General features: G+C 71.4%; 20 protein-coding genes and 1 pseudogene. 15 read left to right on the top strand and 6 right to left on the bottom strand.

Features of this window, described 5'->3' with window-relative positions; translation table 11 throughout:
• Positions 1 to 2: 2 nt before the first annotated feature.
• Positions 3 to 1,118: a phosphate ABC transporter substrate-binding protein PstS gene (gene pstS / locus AB0J46_RS14210; protein ID WP_364330920.1), complete on the bottom strand. Its 1,116-nt coding sequence runs from the start codon at positions 1,116 to 1,118 to the stop codon at positions 3 to 5.
• A gap of 137 nt (positions 1,119 to 1,255) precedes the next feature.
• Between pstS and AB0J46_RS14205 the strand changes: the two genes are divergently transcribed.
• The 3 genes from AB0J46_RS14205 to AB0J46_RS14195 all read left to right on the top strand — a co-directional run bounded on the left by AB0J46_RS14205 (position 1,256) and on the right by AB0J46_RS14195 (position 3,039).
• Complete coding sequence (locus tag AB0J46_RS14205; RefSeq protein WP_358289023.1) at positions 1,256 to 1,729, top strand: low molecular weight protein-tyrosine-phosphatase; 474 nt, start codon at positions 1,256 to 1,258, stop codon at positions 1,727 to 1,729.
• Positions 1,716 to 2,501 (top strand): fructosamine kinase family protein, encoded by a 786-nt coding sequence (locus tag AB0J46_RS14200; RefSeq protein ID WP_364330916.1) that lies wholly within the window; start codon positions 1,716 to 1,718, stop codon positions 2,499 to 2,501. Before AB0J46_RS14205 ends, AB0J46_RS14200 begins: the two co-directional genes overlap by 14 nt.
• Before the next feature lie 166 nt (positions 2,502 to 2,667).
• Entirely contained in the window at positions 2,668 to 3,039 is a 372-nt protein-coding gene (locus tag AB0J46_RS14195; protein ID WP_352366048.1) for an Rv3235 family protein, read from the top strand.
• 9 nt (positions 3,040 to 3,048) lie between these two features.
• Here the strand turns inward: AB0J46_RS14195 and hisN are convergent, their stop codons facing one another.
• Entirely contained in the window at positions 3,049 to 3,846 is a 798-nt protein-coding gene (hisN, locus tag AB0J46_RS14190) for a histidinol-phosphatase (RefSeq protein WP_352366090.1), read from the bottom strand.
• Positions 3,847 to 3,936: 90 nt separating this feature from the next.
• On the opposite strand from hisN, the gene AB0J46_RS14185 reads away from it, so the two are divergent.
• Positions 3,937 to 4,392 (top strand): DUF4442 domain-containing protein, encoded by a 456-nt coding sequence (locus AB0J46_RS14185; protein ID WP_358009509.1) that lies wholly within the window; start codon positions 3,937 to 3,939, stop codon positions 4,390 to 4,392.
• A gap of 11 nt (positions 4,393 to 4,403) precedes the next feature.
• On the opposite strand, the gene rsgA is transcribed toward AB0J46_RS14185, so the two are convergent.
• Together rsgA and aroA are read right to left on the bottom strand one after the other, a co-directional pair.
• On the bottom strand, positions 4,404 to 5,435 hold the full coding sequence (gene rsgA / locus AB0J46_RS14180) for a ribosome small subunit-dependent GTPase A (protein ID WP_358289078.1): 1,032 nt from the start codon (positions 5,433 to 5,435) through the stop codon (positions 4,404 to 4,406).
• 91 nt (positions 5,436 to 5,526) lie between these two features.
• Positions 5,527 to 6,801, bottom strand: a complete 1,275-nt coding sequence (gene aroA / locus AB0J46_RS14175; protein ID WP_364330912.1) for a 3-phosphoshikimate 1-carboxyvinyltransferase — start codon at positions 6,799 to 6,801, stop codon at positions 5,527 to 5,529.
• 176 nt (positions 6,802 to 6,977) lie between these two features.
• Here aroA and AB0J46_RS14170 point away from each other — a divergent pair, with 176 nt between their 5' ends.
• Complete coding sequence (locus tag AB0J46_RS14170; RefSeq protein ID WP_364330909.1) at positions 6,978 to 7,721, top strand: SOS response-associated peptidase; 744 nt, start codon at positions 6,978 to 6,980, stop codon at positions 7,719 to 7,721.
• A 156-nt stretch (positions 7,722 to 7,877) separates the two neighbouring features.
• Complete coding sequence (locus tag AB0J46_RS14165) at positions 7,878 to 8,210, top strand: TraR/DksA C4-type zinc finger protein (RefSeq protein ID WP_364330906.1); 333 nt, start codon at positions 7,878 to 7,880, stop codon at positions 8,208 to 8,210.
• Between the two features lie 108 nt (positions 8,211 to 8,318).
• Here AB0J46_RS14165 and AB0J46_RS14160 read toward each other — a convergent pair whose 3' ends face one another.
• Positions 8,319 to 9,059 carry a methyltransferase domain-containing protein gene (locus AB0J46_RS14160; RefSeq protein WP_352322877.1) on the bottom strand — a complete coding sequence of 247 codons (741 nt, stop codon included), beginning with the start codon at positions 9,057 to 9,059 and terminating at the stop codon, positions 8,319 to 8,321.
• Positions 9,060 to 9,293: 234 nt separating this feature from the next.
• On the opposite strand from AB0J46_RS14160, the gene AB0J46_RS14155 reads away from it, so the two are divergent.
• The 8 genes and pseudogenes from AB0J46_RS14155 to AB0J46_RS14120 all read left to right on the top strand — a co-directional run bounded on the left by AB0J46_RS14155 (position 9,294) and on the right by AB0J46_RS14120 (position 15,720).
• Positions 9,294 to 9,899, top strand: a complete 606-nt coding sequence (locus AB0J46_RS14155; RefSeq protein WP_125648071.1) for a sigma-70 family RNA polymerase sigma factor — start codon at positions 9,294 to 9,296, stop codon at positions 9,897 to 9,899.
• A complete protein-coding gene (rsrA, locus tag AB0J46_RS14150) occupies positions 9,896 to 10,162 on the top strand; it encodes a mycothiol system anti-sigma-R factor (RefSeq protein ID WP_352322878.1) in 267 nt (88 codons plus the stop codon). The genes AB0J46_RS14155 and rsrA overlap by 4 nt, the downstream gene beginning before the upstream one ends.
• 10 nt (positions 10,163 to 10,172) lie before the next feature.
• Positions 10,173 to 11,111 (top strand): NAD-dependent epimerase/dehydratase family protein, encoded by a 939-nt coding sequence (locus AB0J46_RS14145; protein WP_358289007.1) that lies wholly within the window; start codon positions 10,173 to 10,175, stop codon positions 11,109 to 11,111.
• Between the two features lie 225 nt (positions 11,112 to 11,336).
• Entirely contained in the window at positions 11,337 to 12,692 is a 1,356-nt protein-coding gene (locus AB0J46_RS14140; protein ID WP_364330901.1) for an HD-GYP domain-containing protein, read from the top strand.
• On the top strand, positions 12,689 to 13,987 hold the full coding sequence (locus tag AB0J46_RS14135) for an HD domain-containing phosphohydrolase (protein WP_364330898.1): 1,299 nt from the start codon (positions 12,689 to 12,691) through the stop codon (positions 13,985 to 13,987). The genes AB0J46_RS14140 and AB0J46_RS14135 overlap by 4 nt, the downstream gene beginning before the upstream one ends.
• A gap of 180 nt (positions 13,988 to 14,167) precedes the next feature.
• A pseudogene (locus AB0J46_RS14130) lies at positions 14,168 to 14,611 on the top strand (biotin carboxylase N-terminal domain-containing protein); the annotation flags it as partial.
• Between the two features lie 152 nt (positions 14,612 to 14,763).
• Complete coding sequence (locus tag AB0J46_RS14125; RefSeq protein ID WP_364330895.1) at positions 14,764 to 15,465, top strand: hypothetical protein; 702 nt, start codon at positions 14,764 to 14,766, stop codon at positions 15,463 to 15,465.
• Positions 15,466 to 15,507: 42 nt separating this feature from the next.
• Entirely contained in the window at positions 15,508 to 15,720 is a 213-nt protein-coding gene (locus tag AB0J46_RS14120; protein ID WP_358289001.1) for a biotin/lipoyl-binding carrier protein, read from the top strand.
• On the opposite strand, the gene AB0J46_RS14115 is transcribed toward AB0J46_RS14120, so the two are convergent.
• The gene (locus AB0J46_RS14115) at positions 15,710 to 16,093 is read right to left on the bottom strand and encodes a thioesterase family protein (protein ID WP_364330891.1); all 384 of its coding nucleotides are present in this window, start codon (positions 16,091 to 16,093) and stop codon (positions 15,710 to 15,712) included. The genes AB0J46_RS14120 and AB0J46_RS14115 overlap by 11 nt on opposite strands.
• A 239-nt stretch (positions 16,094 to 16,332) precedes the next feature.
• Here AB0J46_RS14115 and AB0J46_RS14110 point away from each other — a divergent pair, with 239 nt between their 5' ends.
• Complete coding sequence (locus AB0J46_RS14110; RefSeq protein ID WP_364330888.1) at positions 16,333 to 18,063, top strand: serine/threonine protein kinase; 1,731 nt, start codon at positions 16,333 to 16,335, stop codon at positions 18,061 to 18,063.

Genomic DNA, 18,063 nt, shown 5'->3' with positions numbered 1-18,063 from the left:
TGCTAGGAGATCGCGCCGACGGCGGTGCGGACCTTGGTGAGCAGCTCGCCCGCGAGCGGGGCGTAGCCGAGGTCCTTCAGCGCGGCCTGGCCCTCGTCGCTGGAGGTGTAGGTGAGGAACTCCTTGACGATCTTGGCCTGCTCGGGCGCGAGGCCCTTCTCGCAGGTGATCTCGTACGTCACCAGCACGATCGGGTACGCGCCCGCTGTCTTGGTGGCGTAGTCGATGCTCAGCTTCAGGTCGTTGCCGGTGCCGGTGATCTCGGCGGTCTCGACCGTCTTGGCCGCGCTGTCGGCGGTCAGCTCGACGAACTCGCCGGAGCCGTTGGCCACCTTGGCCTTGCTGAGCTGGGAGTTCTCGGCGAAGGAGAGCTCGACGTAGCCGATGGAGCCCTCGGTGCTCTTGACGCTGGCCGCGACCTGGTCCGAGCCCTTGGCGCCCTGGCCCTTGGCCTCGGCGGGCCACGCCTTGGCGGGCTCGTACGGCCAGCCGGCGGTCGCCTTGAGGAACTTGGTGAAGTTGTCGCTGGTGCCCGACTCGTCCGAGCGGTGGAAGGCCGAGATCGGCGTGGACGGGAGCTTGGCGTCGGGGTTGTCGGCCTTGATGGCCGCGTCGTCCCACTTGGTGATCTTGCTGTCGAAGATGCCGCCGATGGTCTTGGGCGACAGCTGCAGGCCGTCCACGCCGGGGAGGTTGTAGACCACCGCGACCGGGCCGGTCACCATCGGGATGTTGATGGCCTTGCCGGTCTTGCACCGGGCGTCGGCCTGGGCGGGCTCGCCCTTGTCGTCCTTGAGAGCGGAGTCCGAACCCGCGAAGTCGACCGTGCCCGCGATGAACGACTGCACACCGGCACCCGAACCGCTCGGCTGGTAGTTCAGGCTCACGCCCGAGTTCTTGGCCTGGAAGTCCTTCTTCCACTGGTCGATCGCGTTGGCCTGGGCCGACGAACCGGCGGCGTTGATGGTGCCGCTCAGGCCGTTGTCGTTGCCCGCGGCGGGAGCGGCGGCGGAGCTGGTGCCGTTCGTGCTCCCGGAGCTGTTGTTGTCTGTGCCGCACGCAGCGAGCGAGAGCGCGCCGACGACGGCGACGGCGGCGAGCCGGCCTGCATACTTCACGGTTGGGTTCCCCTCACTTGGTCCTTAGTCGTCCATGAAGTTATGCAGGCAAAGTGACTCAGACCCCCCAACAAGGGTGAACGTTCGGTGAACGCGCCTGGTCCTCTCCATCAATGTGACCAGCGAAGATGGGATACATGAGCTATCGCGTGTGTCTCGTGTGCATGGGCAACATCTGCCGTTCCCCGATGGCGGAGGCGGTGCTCCGCCGGACCCTGGAGGAGCGCGGGCTCGGCGGCCGGGTCGTCGTCGAGAGCGCGGGCACCGGCGGCTGGCACGCCGGCGATCCGATGGACGAGCGGGCGCTGGGCATCCTGGCCGAGCACGGCTACGACGGCGCCGCCCACCGCGCCAGGCAGTTCACGCGGGACTGGTTCGACCGCTACGACCTGGTGCTGGCGATGGACCGCGACAACGCGGCCAACCTGCGCCGCCTGGCGCCCGCCGGCGTCGAGGTGCGCCTGTTCCGCTCGTTCGACCCCGGCGCGCCGGACGGCGCCGAGGTGCCCGACCCCTATTACGGTGGCCGCGAGGGCTTCGAGGAGGTGCTGACCATGCTGGAGACGGCCTCCAAGGGCGTGGCCGCGCACATCGCCGATGAGATCGACTGAGGACCTCGGCTCCTCCCACGGCCGGCGGTTGCAGCGCGGCGTGCTGGAGGACGGGCGGCAGGTGTTCGCCAAGATCGGCCCTGCCTCCGACATGTTCGCCTCCGAGGCCGCCGGGTTGCGCTGGCTGGGCGAGGCGATCACCGTGCCCGAGGTCGTGGAGGCCGGTCCCGACCGGCTGGTGTTGTCGTGGGTGCCGCAGGAGGCGCCCACCGCCGAGGCGGCCGTGCGGTTCGGCCGTGACCTGGCCCGTCTGCACCGCGCCGGGGCGGCCGGGTTCGGCGCGCCGTGGCCGGGGTTCATCGCCGAGCTGCCCATGGACAACTCGCCCGACGGCGACTGGCCGTCCTTCTACGCCTCCCGGCGGGTGTTGCCGTTCCTGCGCCGGGCGCGGCTGCCGGCCGCGGACGTGACGCTGGTCGAGCGGGCCGTGGCGCGGTTCGCCGAGGTGGCCGGGCCGCCGGAGCCGCCCGCCCGCGTCCACGGGGATCTGTGGAGCGGGAACGTGTTGTGGTCCGGTGGCACCGGGGTGCTCGTCGATCCGGCGGCCCACGGCGGGCACCGGGAGACGGACCTGGCCATGCTGGCCCTGTTCGGGCTGCCGTACCTGGATCGGGTGATGGGGGCGTACCAGGAGGAGTTCCCGCTCGCGCCGGGGTGGCGGGCGCGGGTGCCGCTGCACCAGCTCCATCCGCTGCTGGTGCACGTGGTGCTGTACGGAGCCTCGTACCGCGACTCATTGATGAATGCGGTCGCCCGGGTGTTGTCGCTCTGAACAACCGATAAAGAAATAGGGGATCCAGCCCCGCGATGCATTTCTCCGCCCAAGGGGAGAAAAGAGGACGGCGGCCGGGTAAAGTTGGCGGATTTCGTATCCGGCGGCCCCGGCCGAAAACTCATTAAGGCGTTTCCTTCTTCCCCCTGAGTCAATTGGAGGGCGCATGGCGGACGACTCCACGCACGGCGCACTGGCCCTGACCCCGCTGGTCTGGGGCCCGCCCGGAGCCCGGCCCGACGAACGCAGGCTGCGTCAGCTCGGGCAGGCGCTGGCCGAGGTGCTGACGGGCCGCCGCCCGCCGGAGTCGGTGGCCGACCGGCTCACCGGCGGGGCCTACCGCGACCTCGTCAGGGCCGGCCGGATGATCTCCGCCGATCGGCCGCCGTTCGTCGGGAGCCCGCACGTCAAGGAGCCGAGGGACGGGGCCGTCGAGATGTGCGTGCTGGTGCACTGCGGCGAGCGCAGCCACGTCCTGGCCGTACGGCTGGAGCGGCACGGCCATCGATGGTTGTGCACCGACTTCGAGACGGCCTGAAGCGGGCCGTCAGGAGGTGATCGTGGTGCCGTTGAGCCGGTTCAGCACCTCGTCGTGGAGGGCGCCGTTCGTGCAGACCAGGCTGCCGCCCTCCAGGCCGCGCACGCCGGCGAGGTCGGTCCAGACGCCGCCGGCCTCCTCGACGATCACGGTCAGGGCCGCCATGTCCCAGGGCGACAGCTCCGGCTCGGCGGAGACGTCGGCCGAGCCCTCGGCGACCATCATGTGGGACCAGAAGTCGCCGTACGCGCGGGTGCGCCAGCAGGCGCGGCCGAGGTCGAGGAAGTTGTCCAGCTTGCCGAGCTCCTCCCAGCCGCCGAAGCTGGAGTAGGAGAAGGAGGCGTCCTCCAGCGCGGTGACCGAGGAGACGCTCATCCTGGTGGCCTTCGCCAGGCTCTTGCCGGTCCAGGCGCCGCCGCCGGTCGCCGCCCACCAGCGACGGCCGAGCGCGGGGGCCGACACCAGGCCGACGACGACCTTGCCGTACTCCATGAGCGCGATCAGCGTGGCCCAGACGGGCACGCCGCGCACGTAGTTCTTGGTGCCGTCGATGGGGTCGATGATCCACGACCGGGCTCCCCACCCGGTCCTGCCGAACTCCTCGCCCACCACCGCGTCGCGCGGCCGGGCCCGGCGAAGCGTGCCGCGGATGGCCTCCTCGACGGCGCGGTCGGCGTCGCTGACCGGCGTCAGGTCGGGCTTGGTCTCGACCTTGAGGTCGACCGCCTTGAAGCGCCGCATGGTCAGGTCGTCGGCGGCGTCCGCCATGACGTGAGCGAGGCGTAGATCGTCGTTGTAACCCTGCACGGTCAGCCACGCTATCGCGTCGGTCGTGCCGGACATCAGTCACCGGCCACCCTTTTCTGGTAACTCCCTTTTCACCTACTGACCAGTAACATGTCTCCTATGTCCACTGATGTAGGTGCCTTCCTTCTCGAAACCGTTCCATTCGCCCGGACGTTGGGGATCGTGTTCGACTCGGTCGAGGACGGCCGGGCGGAATGCCGGCTGCCCGACCGGCCCGAGCTGCACAACCACGTGGCCGGGCCGCACGCGGGCACGCTGTTCACCCTGGCCGAGTCGGCGTCGGGCGCGGCGGTGCTGTCCAGGTTCGGCGATCAGCTCAGCCGCAGCGTGCCGCTGCCCACGACGGCGACCATCGAGTTCCGGAAGGTGGCCCTGGGGGAGGTGCGGGCCGAGGCGCGGGTGGCCGCCTCAAGGGAGGAGGTCGTCGGCAAGCTGGACGCCGGCGAGCGGCCCGTCTTCGACGTGCTGGTCGACGTGCGCGACGCGGCCGGCACCCTGGTCTCCAGCCTCACCGTCACCTGGACGCTGCGCCCCAACCGCCCCTGAACGGCCGGTGATCAGGCGGCGGGCTCGTCGGGGGCGCCCTCGCGGCTGGACAGCAGGCGGCGCAGCGACTCCAGGCGGGCCGGGTCGGCGTTGCCCGCGGCCGCCCAGGCGTCGAGCGCGCACCCGTCGCCGAGATGGGTGCAGCCCTTCGGGCAGGTGACCGTGCCCTCCACCAGGTCGGGGAAGGCGGCCAGCACGGTCTCGACCGACACGTGGGCCAGGCCGAAGCTGCGCACCCCCGGCGTGTCGATGATCCAGCCGCCCTCGGGCAGCTCCAGCGCGACGGCCGAGGTCGAGGTGTGCCGGCCGCGGCCGGTGACCGCGTTGACGTGCGAGACCGCGCGGTTGGCGTCGGGCACCAGGGCGTTGACCAGGGTGGACTTGCCCACGCCCGAATGGCCCACCAGCACGCTGATGCGGCCGGCCAGGTGGTCGCGCAGCTCGTCGAGGGAGCCGCCCTTGTGGACCACGATGTGCGGCACGCCCAGCGGCTCGTACAGGGCGACCAGCTCGTCCGGTGGGGCGAGGTCGGACTTGGTCAGGCACAGCAGGGCGTCGATCTCGGCGTCGAAGGCCGCCACCAGGATCCGGTCGATCATCCGGGGCCGGGGCGGCGGGTCGGCCAGCGCCGTGACGATCACGAGCTGGTCGGCGTTGGCCACGACCGGGCGCTCGATGCCGTCGGTGTCGTCGGTGTCGTCGGCCGAGCGGCGCAACATCGAGGTGCGCGGCTCCACCCGGACCACCCTGGCCAGCGTGTCGGGGAGGCCCGACACGTCGCCGACCAGGGCCACCCGGTCGCCGACCACGATGCCCTTGCGGCCCAGCTCGCGGGCCTTCATGGCGACCACGAGCCGGCGCTGCTGCTGCTTGCGCTTGTGGCCGCGGTCGGGCTCGACCAGGGTGGTGTAGCGGCCCCGGTCGACGGCGACCACGAAGCCCTCCACGGCGTCCTCGTGCGCGGGACGGATGCGGGTGCGCGGGCGCGAGCCCTTGCCCGGCCTGACCCGTACGTCGTCCTCGTCGTACTCCCGCTTTCTCAGCGGTCCGCTCCCATGCGCTCGCTTCCTCTCACGCCGGACCCTCCTGCGAAGTGCCCCCGCCGCCTGCCGCGAAACGCGCGATCATCGCCGCTCATCGGGACTCCAGCATCGTCGCCCACATCTGGACGAACTCGGGCAACGTCTTGGCGGTCGTCGCGATGTTCTCCACCTCCACGCCCGGCACGGCGAGGCCGATCACGGCCCCGGCCGTGGCCATGCGGTGGTCGTCGTAGCTGTGGAACACGCCGCCGTGCAGCGGGCGGGGACGGATGAGCAGGCCGTCGGCCGTCTCCTCCGCGTCGCCGCCGAGGGCGTTGATCTCGGTGGCCAGCGCGGCCAGCCGGTCGGTCTCGTGGCCGCGCAGGTGGCCGACCCCGCGGATGCGGCTCGGCGTGGTGGCCAGGGCGGCCAGCGCGGCGATCGTGGGGGTCAGCTCGCCCACCTCATGGAGGTCGGCGTCGAGGCCCTTGACCTCGCCCGTGCCGGTGACGACCAGGTCGTCGCCGTCGCGGGTCACCGTGGCGCCCATGGTGGTGAGCAGGCCGCGCAGCGCGTCGCCCGGCTGGGTGGTCTCCGCCGGCCAGCCGGGGACCGTGACCGTGCCGCCCGTGACCAGCGCGGCGGCCAGGAACGGCGCCGCGTTGGACAGGTCGGGCTCGACCGTCATGTCCCTGGCCGCGATCGGGCCCGGCTCGACCCGCCACACGTCGCGCTCGGTGTCGTCGACCTTGACCCCGGCCTCCCGCAGCATGTGGACGGTCATCTCGATGTGCGGCTGGGAGGGCACCGGCGGGCCGACGTGCCGGATCGTCACGCCCTTCGCGAACCGCGCCGCCGTCAGCATCAGCCCCGAGACGAACTGCGAGGAGCCGGAGGCGTCGATCGTGACCTCGCCGCCGGTCAGCGGGCCGGTGATGGTGAACGGGAGCGCGTCGTTGTCGATGCGCGCCCCGAGCGCGCGCAGGGCGTCGAGGATCGGGCCCATCGGACGCCTGCGGGCGTAGGGGTCGCCGTCGAAGAAGACCGGGCCGTCGGCCAGCGCCGCCATCGGCGGGACGAACCGCATGACCGTGCCCGCCAGCCCGGCGTCGATGCGCGCGCCGCCGCGGACCGGGCCCGGCGTCACCTCCCAGTCGACCGCGTCGGTGGTCTCGCGCACGGCCGTCAGCGTGGCGCCGAGCGCGCGCAGGGCCGACACCATGAGGTCGGCGTCGCGGCTGCGCAGCGCCTGGCGGACGACGCCAGGACCGTCGGCCAGCGCGGCGAGCAGCAGCGCCCGGTTGGTGACGGACTTGGAGCCGGGCAGGCGGACGGAGGCGTTGACGGGCGTGTCGGCCGTCGGCGCGGGCCAGTGCTGAGCGGGCATGTCCAAAGCCTACTGGCCCTGGTACGGCCCGTTCACGGCCTGTGGACGACGCGTCGCCCTTCCACCGAGCCGAGCCGTCCCAGCCGGGCGCGTCGCCCTTCCACCGAGCCGAGCCGAGCCGCCCCGGTCGGAGGCGAAGCCGCGAGCAACACCCCGGCGTATGGCAATGTGGGGACATGTGCGGTAGATACGCCTCGGCGCGCAAGAAGCACGAGCTGCTGGAGGAGTTCCAGGTCGAGCTCGACGGCGAGCCCGACAAGGAGCTGGGCGCCGACTTCAACGTCGCCCCCACCAAGAACGTCTACGCGGTCATGAGCCGGTCCTCCAAGGAGGACGAGCACGCGGTCCGGCAGCTCAGGATCGTCAGGTGGGGTCTCGTGCCCGTCTGGGCCAAGGATCCGTCGATCGGCTCCCGGCTGATCAACGCCAGGGCCGAGACGCTGGCCGAGAAGCCGTCGTTCCGGCAGGCGTTCGCCAAGCGCAGATGCCTGATCCCGGCCGACGGCTACTTCGAGTGGATGGCCGTCGAGGGCGAGAAGAAGAAGCAGCCGTACTTCATCCACCCGGCCGACGGCGGCGTGCTGGCCATGGCGGGCCTGTACGAGTTCTGGAAGGACCGCACCCGCGACGACGACGACCCGCTCAAGTGGCTGGTGACCTGCACGGTCATCACCACGGACGCGGAAGACGAGCTCGGCCGCATCCACGACAGGATGCCCATGATGATCGAGCGCGACCGCTGGGCCGACTGGCTCGACCCGGCCCTCACCGACACCGAGCGCGCCTCACGACTCCTGGTGCCCGCGGAGGCCGGGAGGCTGGCGGCATATCCCGTTTCTACTGATGTCAATAATGTCCGGAACAATGGGCCGGATCTCATCAAACCGCTTCCCGACGAGGAGGAAGCCGGCCTTTTCTAAAGGTGTAAGAAGCATGGTAAGTGGGCATTCGGTGAGGAAAGCGATGCGACCGTTCACTCGGTGTCACCGCCACGACATGCCCCTAATTGCGCCGGGCGGGACAACCGGGGAGTCCTAGCCGCGGGCTTCCCCCTTTTCACCCGGAGGTGCGGATTCGTGGACGTCACGACCGCTCGTCAGCGGCTCGAAGACATGCTCGCGGAGCTGGACCGCTCGATCGGGGTCCTCCAGGGCGACCCCGTCGCGATCCGCGAGCACTCGGCGGCCGACGCGGGCTCCGACCTCACCGACGCCGACCGCGCGCAGGCCATGCTCACCGTGGCGACCGCGCAACGCCGCGCGGTGACCGAGGCGATCAGGCGCCTGGACGAAGGCGCGTACGGCAGGTGCGTCGACTGCGACGAGCCGGTGCCCGAGGGCCGGCTGGAGGCCCGCCCGGAGGCCGCCCGCTGCGTGCCGTGCCAGGGAAGACGCGAACGCCGCCGCTGACCCGCGGAGGAACCGGAGGCCGCCGGACGAGGAGAACGGCGGCCCTGGGAACGGCCGGCGGCCCCCGGGAACCGACCCGCGGCCCCCGGAAACCGGTCGGCGGGTCGGTCAGCTCTTGCGGGCGCTGGCCACCAGGTGGATGCCCACCGTGTCGTCGTCGTCGGGATGGGCGTCGAGCTCGGTGCGCACGAGCCAGGTCAGGGCCCGCCCGTCGGACCCGAGCACGTGGTCCACCGTGGACGGCGACAACACCGTGCGCGGCCGCATCCACTCCACCTCCAGCCCGGCCCCCATCAGCAGCTCGCGGAGCTGGCCGCTGCTGAAGCAGCGCGTGATGCTGCCGTCGGGCCAGGGCACCAGCATGACCTCGCCGGTCTGCCGCAGGTGCTGCCACTGCTCCTGCTCGGCCAGGATCGCCATGCCGAGCACCAGCGAGTCGACGCACACCAGCGCCCGCCCGCCCGGACGCAGCACCCTGGCCACGTCGCTCATCGCCGACTCGGCCATGAGTTCGATCGACATCGCGCGTTCCTCGGCGACCACCGCGTCGACGCTCTCATCGGGAAGAAACGCCAGATCGTCGGCGCGTACGTGCCGAACCCGGTCGGCGTCCCGCAAACGGGACTGCGCGTCCACGGTCCGGCGGAAGTCGAGCACCTCGATCACCCGATGTCCCGCCCGCGCGGCCTGGCCGGACCAGCGTCCGCGGCCGCCGGACAGATCGAGGATCACCGACGGTTCGCCGGGAAGCCAGCGGTTCAGTTGCTCGGCGGCGACGGCGCGGTAGAAGGTCCAGTACGGCCCGAGCGTCCCAGAGCCGTTCAGTTCCTCGGCCGGAATGGGCAGCACACGCGACTCCTGAGTTCCGGAAAAAGGGCTACCAGCCGGTACGTATGGACGTTCCCCGCACCGGGTCCTCTGTACCTTCTATCTTGCGGGAACAGACAAGGGCGCGGGCGTGTTGCGACGAGCATGCTCACATTGGAAAGACCGCGCCCCGATGACCAGGAGGTCATCGGCCAGCGGGTATTCTCCCCTGAGTACGGTGTACCGCCACAGCCGGCCACCGGTGATCTTAGGGGGGTGGGTCCGGTGCCCGCGACAGGCGCGGAGACTCTGGAGCAGCGCAGCGAGCGGTTCGAGCGCGACGTCATGCCGTATCTCGAACAGCTCTACTCCGCCGCGCTCCGGATGACCCGGAATCCAGCGGACGCGGAGGACCTGCTTCAGGAGACCTTCGCCAAGGCGTTCGCGTCGTTCCACCAGTTCCAGGAGGGCACGAACCTCAAGGCGTGGCTCTACCGGATCCTGACGAACACGTTCATCAACAGCTACCGCAAGAAGCAGCGTGAGCCCAAGCAGTCCGGCACCGAGGAGATCGAGGACTGGCAGCTCGCGCGCGCCGAGTCCCACACCTCGAGCGGGCTGAAGTCGGCCGAGGTCGAGGCGCTGGAGCACCTCCCCGACGGCGACATCAAGCAGGCGCTCGCGGCGCTGCCGGAAGAGTTCAGGATCGCCGTCTACCTCGCCGACGTCGAAGGCTTCCCCTACAAGGAGATCGCCGACATCATGGGCACCCCCATCGGCACCGTGATGTCCAGGCTGCATCGGGGACGCAGGCAGCTCCGGGGCCTCCTTGAGGACTACGCCCGCGAGCGCGGCCTGGTCCCCTCGGAGGGATCGAAATGAGCTGTGGCAACCCGCACGACACCGACTGTCGCGAGGTGCTGGACAAGGTCTACGCCTACCTCGACGGCGAGCTGACCGACGGTGACGTCTCCGACATCCGCGTGCATCTCGACGAGTGCAGCCCGTGCCTGAAGGAGTACGACCTCGACAAGGCGGTCAAGGCGCTCGTGGCCAAGCACTGCGGCTGCGACCCCGTCCCCGCCGATCTGCGGTCCAAGGTGCTGGCGCGGATCGAGCAGGTGAGGTCGGAGCTGGCCGACTAGGATTCACGCCATGCGCGTCCTAGTCACCGGTGGTGCCGGTTTCATCGGGTCGAATCTCGTCGACCGCCTGCTCGCGGACGGACACGAGGTCGTCGCCGTAGACGACCTGTCCTCCGGCAGCAGGGACAACCTGGTCAACGCCGCCGAGAGCGACCGTTTCAGCCTGCACGTCCTCGACGTGCGCGACCCGGCGATCATCGGGCTGGCGGCCGAACTGCGGCCCGAGGTCATCTGCCACCTGGCCGCCCAGATCAGCGTACGCAGGAGCGTCGCCGACCCCGTCCACGACGCCCGGCTCAACGTCGAGGGCACCGCGTCGGTGCTGACGGCGGCCAAGGAGGGCACCACGCGCAAGGTGGTGTTCGCCTCGTCGGTGGCGGTCTACGGCCGGCCCGCCACGATCCCCGTGCCCGGCGACGCGCCCACCGACCCGCGCTCGCCGTACGCGGCCTCCAAGCTGAGCGCCGAGATCTACCTGGCGACCTTCCGCGCCCTGTACGGCCTGGAGTACACCACGCTGGTGCTCTCCAACGTCTACGGCCCGCGCCAGTCGCCCGACGGCGAGGCCGGCGTCGTGTCGATCTTCACCGACGCCCTGCTCAACGGCACCCCCACCGTCCTCTACGGCGACGGCACCCAGACCCGCGACTACGTCTACGTCGACGACGTGGTCGACGGCTTCGTCCGGGCCTGCGGCAGCGAGGGCAACGGCCGCCGCTTCAACCTCGGCACCGGCATCCAGACCACCGACAGGCGCCTGCACTCGCTGATCGCCGACGCGGCCGGGGCCCAGGACAAGCCGGGCTTCGCGCAGCCGCGGGTCGGCGACCTGCCGGCGATGGCCGTCGATCCGGTGCCCGCCCACGAGGGGCTGCGCTGGGAGCCGCGCACCGACCTGCCGACCGGCGTGAAGAGCACCGTGGCCTGGGCGCGGAGTCGCGCCAGGTAGTTGCTTGATTACACTTTGCTTGCGATTTCCCGCTCGGCCCGTACGGTGACGTCCTCTTCTGTAGCGTGAGCTCCAGAAGTCGACGTGGAGGCATGTGGGATGTTGAAGGACAGGTTCACCCGGTCGCTCGCCGCCGTCATCGTGGTCACCTCGATGGTGGCCCTGGCCGGCATCGGCGCGCTGCCGCCAGGGGTTTCCTGGACCTGACCGCCGTAGGGGGCCGCAATGCGTGACCTGCCCTGGCCCGCGAGGGTCTACCTGGTCGCCGTGATCGCGGCGGCGGCCGCGCTCATCGGGCACAGCGCGATCGTCTCCGGCCCGCTCGTGGCGCCGGAGAAACTCGACATCCTGCTGGTGCTCGGGCTGCTCTTCCTGGTGTGCGAGTCGATGCCGACGCTGCTCAACGTGGAGCAGTTCGCGGTGTCGGTGAGCTTCTCGGCGTCGCTGGCCGCGGTCGTGCTGATCGGGCCGGAGGGCGCGGCGCTGGTGGGGCTCACCGCCGCGGTCAGCGTGCGCCCGGGGCTGCCGCTGATCAAGCGGCTGTTCAACGGCGCGCAGTTCGCCGTCTGCGGCTACGCCTCCGGCTGGGTCTACGAGTGGCTGCACGGCGCGGTCGGGGTGCCGCGGGTCAACGAGTTCGACAGCCTCATCGGCCCCTACGCCGCCGCGACCGCCGTGTTCGTGCCGCTCAACATCGTGCTCACGCTGACCATGATCAGCCTGGCGACCAGCGTGCGGGCCACGGAGGTGCCGCTGCGCGGCATGGTCCAGTTCCTGCTGTCCTATCTCGGTTACGGCACGTTCGGGCTGCTGGTGGCCGGGTTGTGGGCGACCGTGCAGTCGATCTCGGCGGTGCTGGTGCTGATGCCGTTGTTCGTGGCCCGGTGGGCGTTCGGCCAGTACCACGCCCAGCAGCGCTCGTACGACGCCACCATCGCCGCGCTGTGCCAGGCCGTCGAGACCAAGGACTACTACACCCGGGGCCACTGCACGCGCGTCTCGCTCGCCTCCAGCATGATCGCCGAGGAGATCGGCATGCGGCTCGAACGCCTGCGCGCCATCCGCTACGCCGGCATGCTGCACGACGTCGGCAAGCTGGGCGTGCCCACGAAGGTGCTGCAGAAGGACGGCCCGCTCACCGAGGGGGAGCTCGCCGCGATCCAGCTCCATCCGATGCGCGGGCTGGAGATCGTCCGCGGCATCGGCTTCCTCGACGAGGCCTACGCCGGGATCATGCACCACCACGAGCGCCACGACGGCACCGGCTACCCGATGGGCCTGGCCGGCGACGAGATCCCCGAGTTCGCCAAGGTGATCGCGGTGGCCGACGCGTTCGACTCGATGACCTCCGACCGTTCCTACCGGGGGGCGCGCCCGGTCGAGGTGGCCGTGGAGGAGCTGCGCAAGTGCTCCGGCACGCACTTCGACCCGGTCATGGTGGCCGCGTTCATCCGGGCGCTGGAACGCAGTCCCTGGCAGCCGCCGCGCCGGGTCGAGGCGCCGCCGCCCGACGCCGCCGAGGCGACGATCAAGGACCACGACGACCCGACGATGCCGATCCAGGTCGTGAGCGGGCCATGACCACCACAGAGCGCGCCCGGCGCGCCGACCGGGCACAGGCCACCGTCCTGCGCCGGCTCGACTCCGGCCAGTTGTTGCTGATCTGCGCGGCCGGGCTGGTCGCCGTCGCGGGCGTGGCGCACACGGCGGCCGTGGGGCTCGACCGTCCCGAGATCGCCATCGGGTTCGGCGCGTTGATCGCGGTCGGCGAGCTGGCCCGGCTGACCATGCCGGGCAACCGGGAGGTCGCGCCCATCGGCGCCGCCGCGGCGCTCGGCTACACCCTGCTGCTCGACCTCAGCCAGAACCAGTTGCGCCACTCCGCGCTGCAGGTCGTGGCCGTGATCGCGGCCGGGATGATCGCGGGCGCGCTGCCCCACCTGGCCGTCGGCCGGCCGCCGCGGCTCGACGCGATGGCCCGCCGCCTGCTCACCGGCGCGCTGCTGGCCTTCGCCTTCCGTCCGCTGGCCGACCCGCTCTACCAGCTCACCAAGCCGCCGCCGGGCGCCCACACCTGGTGGCCGGCGCTCGTGGTCATGGTCTCGCTGATCACGGTGACGCTGCTGGTCGACGTGCTGATCGCGGCGCTGCTGCGGGCCGAGCGGCTGCGCACGGCGTTCCGGGTGGCGGTGCGCGACGAGATCAACATGGCGTTCCCGCTGGGCGCCGCGGTGGCCGCCTCCGGCGTGCTGCTCGCGCTCGCCACGCACAGCATGGACCTGGTGGCGCTGCTGGTGTTCGCCGCGCCGCTGCTGGTCACGCAGGTGGCCTTCCGCAAGTACGCCGGCATCCGCGCCACCTACCTGCAGACCGTCCGCGCCCTGTCGCGGGTCACCGAGGTCGGCGGCTACGTCGAGCCCGGCCACTCGCGCCGGGTGTCCCGGCTGGCCGTGGCGGTCGGCCGGGAGCTGGGCATGGCCGAGCCCGAGCTGCTGGAGCTGGAGTACGCGGCCCTCATGCACGACATCGGCCAGCTCTCGCTGCGCGACCCCATCCCGGGCGGCGCCACCGTGCTGGCCGATCCGGAGCAGGCGCGGCGCATAGCCGAGCTGGGGGCCGAGGTGATCAGGCAGACGGGCGTGCTCGACCGGGTGGCCGAGGTGGTCCGGAGGCAGTGCGACGAGATCGCCGACGACCCGCCGCTGTCCAGCCGCATCATCAGGGTCGCCAACGCCTACGACGACCTGGTGGGGCCGTCCACCGATCGCGACCGGTCGGGAGCGGCGCTGGAGCGCATCGGGCTCACGGCGGGCAGCGCGTACGACGCCGCCGCGCTCGATGCCCTGGCCCGGGTGGTCGGCAGAGGCCGCGTGTAGCCGATTGCCCGCCTTTGTGGGGTTCCTACAGATCATTCTCCGCTGATCGGTACTTCACGGGACAAGGGACGAGCCGACGCCGGTCATAGGGTTGACCGCGTGACTGCTGAGACGCTCGGACCCGTTCTGATCGCCAACCGGGGGGAGATCGCCCGGCGGATCATCCGCACGGTCAGGCGCATGGGCCTGCGTGCCGTCGCCGTGCACTCCGAGGCCGACGCCGGGCTGCCGTTCGTGCGCGAGGCCGACGAGGCGGTGCTGATCGGCCCGGCCGACCCCGCGCAGAGCTATCTCGACCCGGCCAGGGTGCTGGACGCGGCCCGCGCCACGGGAGCGGGCGCGGTGCATCCCGGTTACGGCTTCCTGTCGGAGAACGCCGCGTTCGCGCGGGCGGTGATCGAGGCCGGGCTCGTGTGGATCGGGCCGTCGCCGGAGTCCATCGACCGCATGGGCGACAAGATCAACGCCAGGAACCTCATGGAGCAGGCGGGCGTGCCCGTTGCCGCGGGCACCAGGGAACCGGTCACCGACCTGGTCGCGGCGCTCGACGCGGCCGAGCTGATCGGCTACCCGGTCATGGTCAAGACCGCCGGCGGCGGTGGCGGGATCGGCATGAGCGTGGCCCGTGACGACGCCGGGCTGGCCAAGGCCTTCGAGCAGGCGGCCAGGGCGGCGGCCAGTTCGCCGCGGCGGCCGCGGCGGGCGGCGCGGGCGACGCGCTGGCCGGGCCCGCGGTCCTGCTGGAGCGCTACGTCGAACGTGCCCGCCACGTCGAGGTGCAGATCCTCGGCCTGCCCGACGGCCGGGTGCTGGCCCTGGGCGAGCGCGACTGCTCGGTGCAGCGCCGCCACCAGAAGGTCGTCGAGGAGTCCCCGTCCCCCGGCATCGGCCCCGAGCTGCGCGAACGCATGCTGGCCGCGGCCGTGCGGGCCGGCGAGGCCGTCGGCTATCTCGGCGCGGGCACGGTCGAGTGCCTGGTCGACGCCGACGCCCAGGACTTCGTGTTCCTGGAGATGAACACCAGGCTGCAGGTCGAGCACCCGGTCACGGAACTGGTCACCGGCCTCGACCTGGTGGAGCTGCAGCTCCGCGTGGCCGCCGGGGAGAGCCCGGAGATCACGGTGGCGCCGCAGGGGCACGCGATCGAGTTCCGGGTCTACGCCGAGGACCCCAAGCGTTTCCTGCCCGGTCCCGGCCGGATCACCACCTGGGACGAGCCCGCCGGCGCCGGCATCCGCGTCGACTCCGGCTACGCGGCGGGCGACACGGTGACCATGTTCTACGACCCGCTGATGGCCAAGCTGTGCGTGGTCGGGGCCGACCGGACCGAGGCGCTGGAGCTGGGCCGCAAGGCGGTCGCGGAGTTCACCGTCGAGGGGCCGAGGAGCAATCTGCCCTTCTGTGCCGAGCTGCTGGAGAACCCGGCATTCGTCGCGGGAGACTACGACACGGGTCTGGTCGGGCGAATGCGGGCCTGACCCGGTCGACATTGTCAGTGACGTCGGAAGAGGAGAGCGCCGGTGGCCGAGGTACGCGCCGAGATGGTGGCGAACGTGTGGAAAGTGGTCGTCCGGGAGGGCGAGGCGGTCTCCGAGGGGGACACGCTGGTCATCCTTGAGTCGATGAAGATGGAGATCCCCGTGCTCGCCGAGGACGCGGGCGTGGTGTCGCAGCTCAAGGTGGCCGAGGGCGACGTGATCCAGGAGGGCGACCTGATCGCCGTCATCGACTGAGGCGGGCCAGGAACCTGGCGCGGTCGACGACCGTCCGCTCGACCGTGCCGCGGCCCACGAGCGTGCCCTGCCGGTCGCGGGCCTCGAAGGCGAAGACCAGGCGCCGGCCGTCGACGCCGGTGAGCTCGGCGGTGAGCTGGACGTGGTCGCCGACGGCGCTGGCGGCCAGGTGTTCGAGCTCGACCCGGGTGCCGACGGACGTCTCGCCCTCGGCCAGGTGCGGGCGCACGGCCTCGACGGTGGCCCGTTCGGCCAGCGCGAGCAGCCTGGGCGTGGCCAGCACGGGCACGTCGCCGCTGCCGGCTCGCTCGGCTGTGTCGGATCTCTCGACCATGGTGAGCAGTTGCGAGCGGAGGCCAGGTGAGAGCGTCATGGGGGTCAGCCTACCGAGGGCGGTTCTGATCTCCTGGAAACGCGGACAACACCGCCCATAAGGCTCCAGGATAGGGTTTGTACGGCTTGCGGCATATGAGTGGCATATGGGGCTCCTGAGACAGGTACACTCTCGGAGTTTCCGTGACCACTGTGTTACCTCACCGCGACAAAAGTTCGCTTTGTTGGAGAACCGCGGGGTGGGCGAGGTTACCGATGTAGGGGGGTAGCGGGGGAGTCATGGTTGCCCAAGGCACGACGCTGGCGGGGCGGTATCGACTGGATACCCGCATCGGCGCCGGCGGCATGGGCGAGGTGTGGCGAGGCGAGGACATCGTGCTCGCCCGCACCGTCGCCGTCAAGGTGCTGCTCCCAGGCCGCATGGATGATCGCGGATTCGTCGCCAGGTTCCAGGGGGAAGCCAGGGCGATGGCCACGATCAACCATTCCGGCGTGGTCGACGTCTACGACTACGGGGTGAGCGGCGACACCGTCTACCTCGTGATGAAGTTCGTGGACGGGGAGCCGCTCGACCGGCTGCTGGCCCGGCTCGGCCGGATCCCGCCGCAGGCGGCCATGGAGCTCATCGCGCAGGCCGCCTCGGCCCTGCAGGCGGTGCACGACCAGGGAATCGTGCACCGCGACGTGAAACCGGGCAACCTGCTCGTCCAGCGCGACGGCACGCTGGTGCTCACCGACTTCGGCATCGCCCGTTCCGACCTGGCCAACCGGCTGACCGACGCCGGCATGGTGCTCGGCACCGCCGCCTACTGCGCGCCCGAGCAGGCCGAGGGCGCGCCCGTCACCCCGGCCGTGGACATCTACGCGCTCGGCGTGGTCGCCTACGAATGCCTGCTGGGACAGCGGCCGTTCGACGGTGACAGCGCGGTCACGATCGCGCTCAAGCACATCCGCGAGGCCCCGCCGCCGCTGCCCGCCGACATCCCGCCGCAGATCCGGACGCTGGTGGAGGTGGCGCTGTCGAAGGACCCCGCCCGGCGTTTCCCCACGGCGAAGGCCATGAGCGAGGCGGCCCGCGCGGCCGGTCAGGGCCAGGCGATCACGCCGGTGGCCGAGATCGCGCCGCCGGCCACGGGCGCCACGATGGCCGCGCCACCCGAGTCGTACCAGACCGGTGCCTACCAGGCGGGCCACTCTCAGCCGACGGGCGCCTACCAGGCGGGTCACTCCCAGCCGACGGGCGCCCACCAGCAGGGCCAGCCGCCCGCCTACCCGGGAGGACAGCCGCCGGCCGGAGCCGGCGGGTTCCAGACGGGGGCGCACCTGCCCGCGTCGTCGGAGGAGACCACCGCCGCCGTCGGCGAGCGCCGGCCGGGCGGCCGCCGCGCCGCCAAGGCGCCGCGCAGGACCGGCCTGGTCGTCGGCCTCGCGGTCGCGGTGGTGCTCGGCGTGGGCGCGGGGGCGGTGGCGCTGACCGGCATGGTGCCCGGCGCGCCGACGCCGACCGTCACGGCCTCCAACGGGGGCAACAGCGACGACATCCCCGGCCCGACGAAGAGCGGTCCCAAGAAGCCCAAGCCTTCGCCGACGCCTTCCACGAAGCCGCCCACGACGCCCACCACCAGGCCGCCCACGCATCCTCCGAGCGAGGAGCCGACGGAGACCGAGGAGCCGACGACCACGCCCACCACCACCCCGACCACCACGAAGGAGCCGACCAAGTCGCCGTCGAGCACGCCGACGCCGACGGTCAAGAAGATCACGGTGCCCAAGGTCGCCGGGCTGCCCTTCCTCAAGGGGCAGGAGATGGTCGAGGCGGCGGGGCTGCAGGTGCGCGTCGTCAACAATGTCTACACGACCGACGACCCCGCCTGCCGCAAGATCACCAAGACGGTGCCGGCCGGTGGCACGGTGGTCCCGGAGACGAAGGTGGTCACGCTCTACGTCATCGACGGCATCTGCACGACGCCGTCGCCGTCGCCGTCCCCCACGGCGACGCCGAAGTCGTAG

The organism is Nonomuraea sp. NPDC049758 (genome assembly GCF_040674635.1).
Taxonomy (GTDB): Bacteria; Actinomycetota; Actinomycetes; order Streptosporangiales; family Streptosporangiaceae; genus Nonomuraea.
This window is presented reverse-complemented; position numbering and strand designations above follow the sequence as displayed.

What these genes read in the sequence shown, in the direction of transcription:
- AB0J46_RS14200 (WP_364330916.1), top strand. Translation starts at nt 1,716, where the DNA reads ATGAGATCGACTGAGGACCTCGGCTCCTCCCACGGCCGGCGGTTGCAG.
- AB0J46_RS14205 (WP_358289023.1), top strand. Translation starts at nt 1,256, where the DNA reads ATGAGCTATCGCGTGTGTCTCGTGTGCATGGGCAACATCTGCCGTTCC.
- AB0J46_RS14195 (WP_352366048.1), top strand. Translation starts at nt 2,668, where the DNA reads ATGGCGGACGACTCCACGCACGGCGCACTGGCCCTGACCCCGCTGGTC.
- aroA (WP_364330912.1), bottom strand. Translation starts at nt 6,801, where the DNA reads ATGCCCGCTCAGCACTGGCCCGCGCCGACGGCCGACACGCCCGTCAAC.
- AB0J46_RS14110 (WP_364330888.1), top strand. Translation starts at nt 16,333, where the DNA reads ATGGTTGCCCAAGGCACGACGCTGGCGGGGCGGTATCGACTGGATACC.
- rsrA (WP_352322878.1), top strand. Translation starts at nt 9,896, where the DNA reads ATGAGCTGTGGCAACCCGCACGACACCGACTGTCGCGAGGTGCTGGAC.
- AB0J46_RS14185 (WP_358009509.1), top strand. Translation starts at nt 3,937, where the DNA reads ATGTCTCCTATGTCCACTGATGTAGGTGCCTTCCTTCTCGAAACCGTT.
- AB0J46_RS14115 (WP_364330891.1), bottom strand. Translation starts at nt 16,093, where the DNA reads ATGACGCTCTCACCTGGCCTCCGCTCGCAACTGCTCACCATGGTCGAG.
- AB0J46_RS14170 (WP_364330909.1), top strand. Translation starts at nt 6,978, where the DNA reads ATGTGCGGTAGATACGCCTCGGCGCGCAAGAAGCACGAGCTGCTGGAG.
- AB0J46_RS14140 (WP_364330901.1), top strand. Translation starts at nt 11,337, where the DNA reads ATGCGTGACCTGCCCTGGCCCGCGAGGGTCTACCTGGTCGCCGTGATC.
- AB0J46_RS14145 (WP_358289007.1), top strand. Translation starts at nt 10,173, where the DNA reads ATGCGCGTCCTAGTCACCGGTGGTGCCGGTTTCATCGGGTCGAATCTC.
- AB0J46_RS14135 (WP_364330898.1), top strand. Translation starts at nt 12,689, where the DNA reads ATGACCACCACAGAGCGCGCCCGGCGCGCCGACCGGGCACAGGCCACC.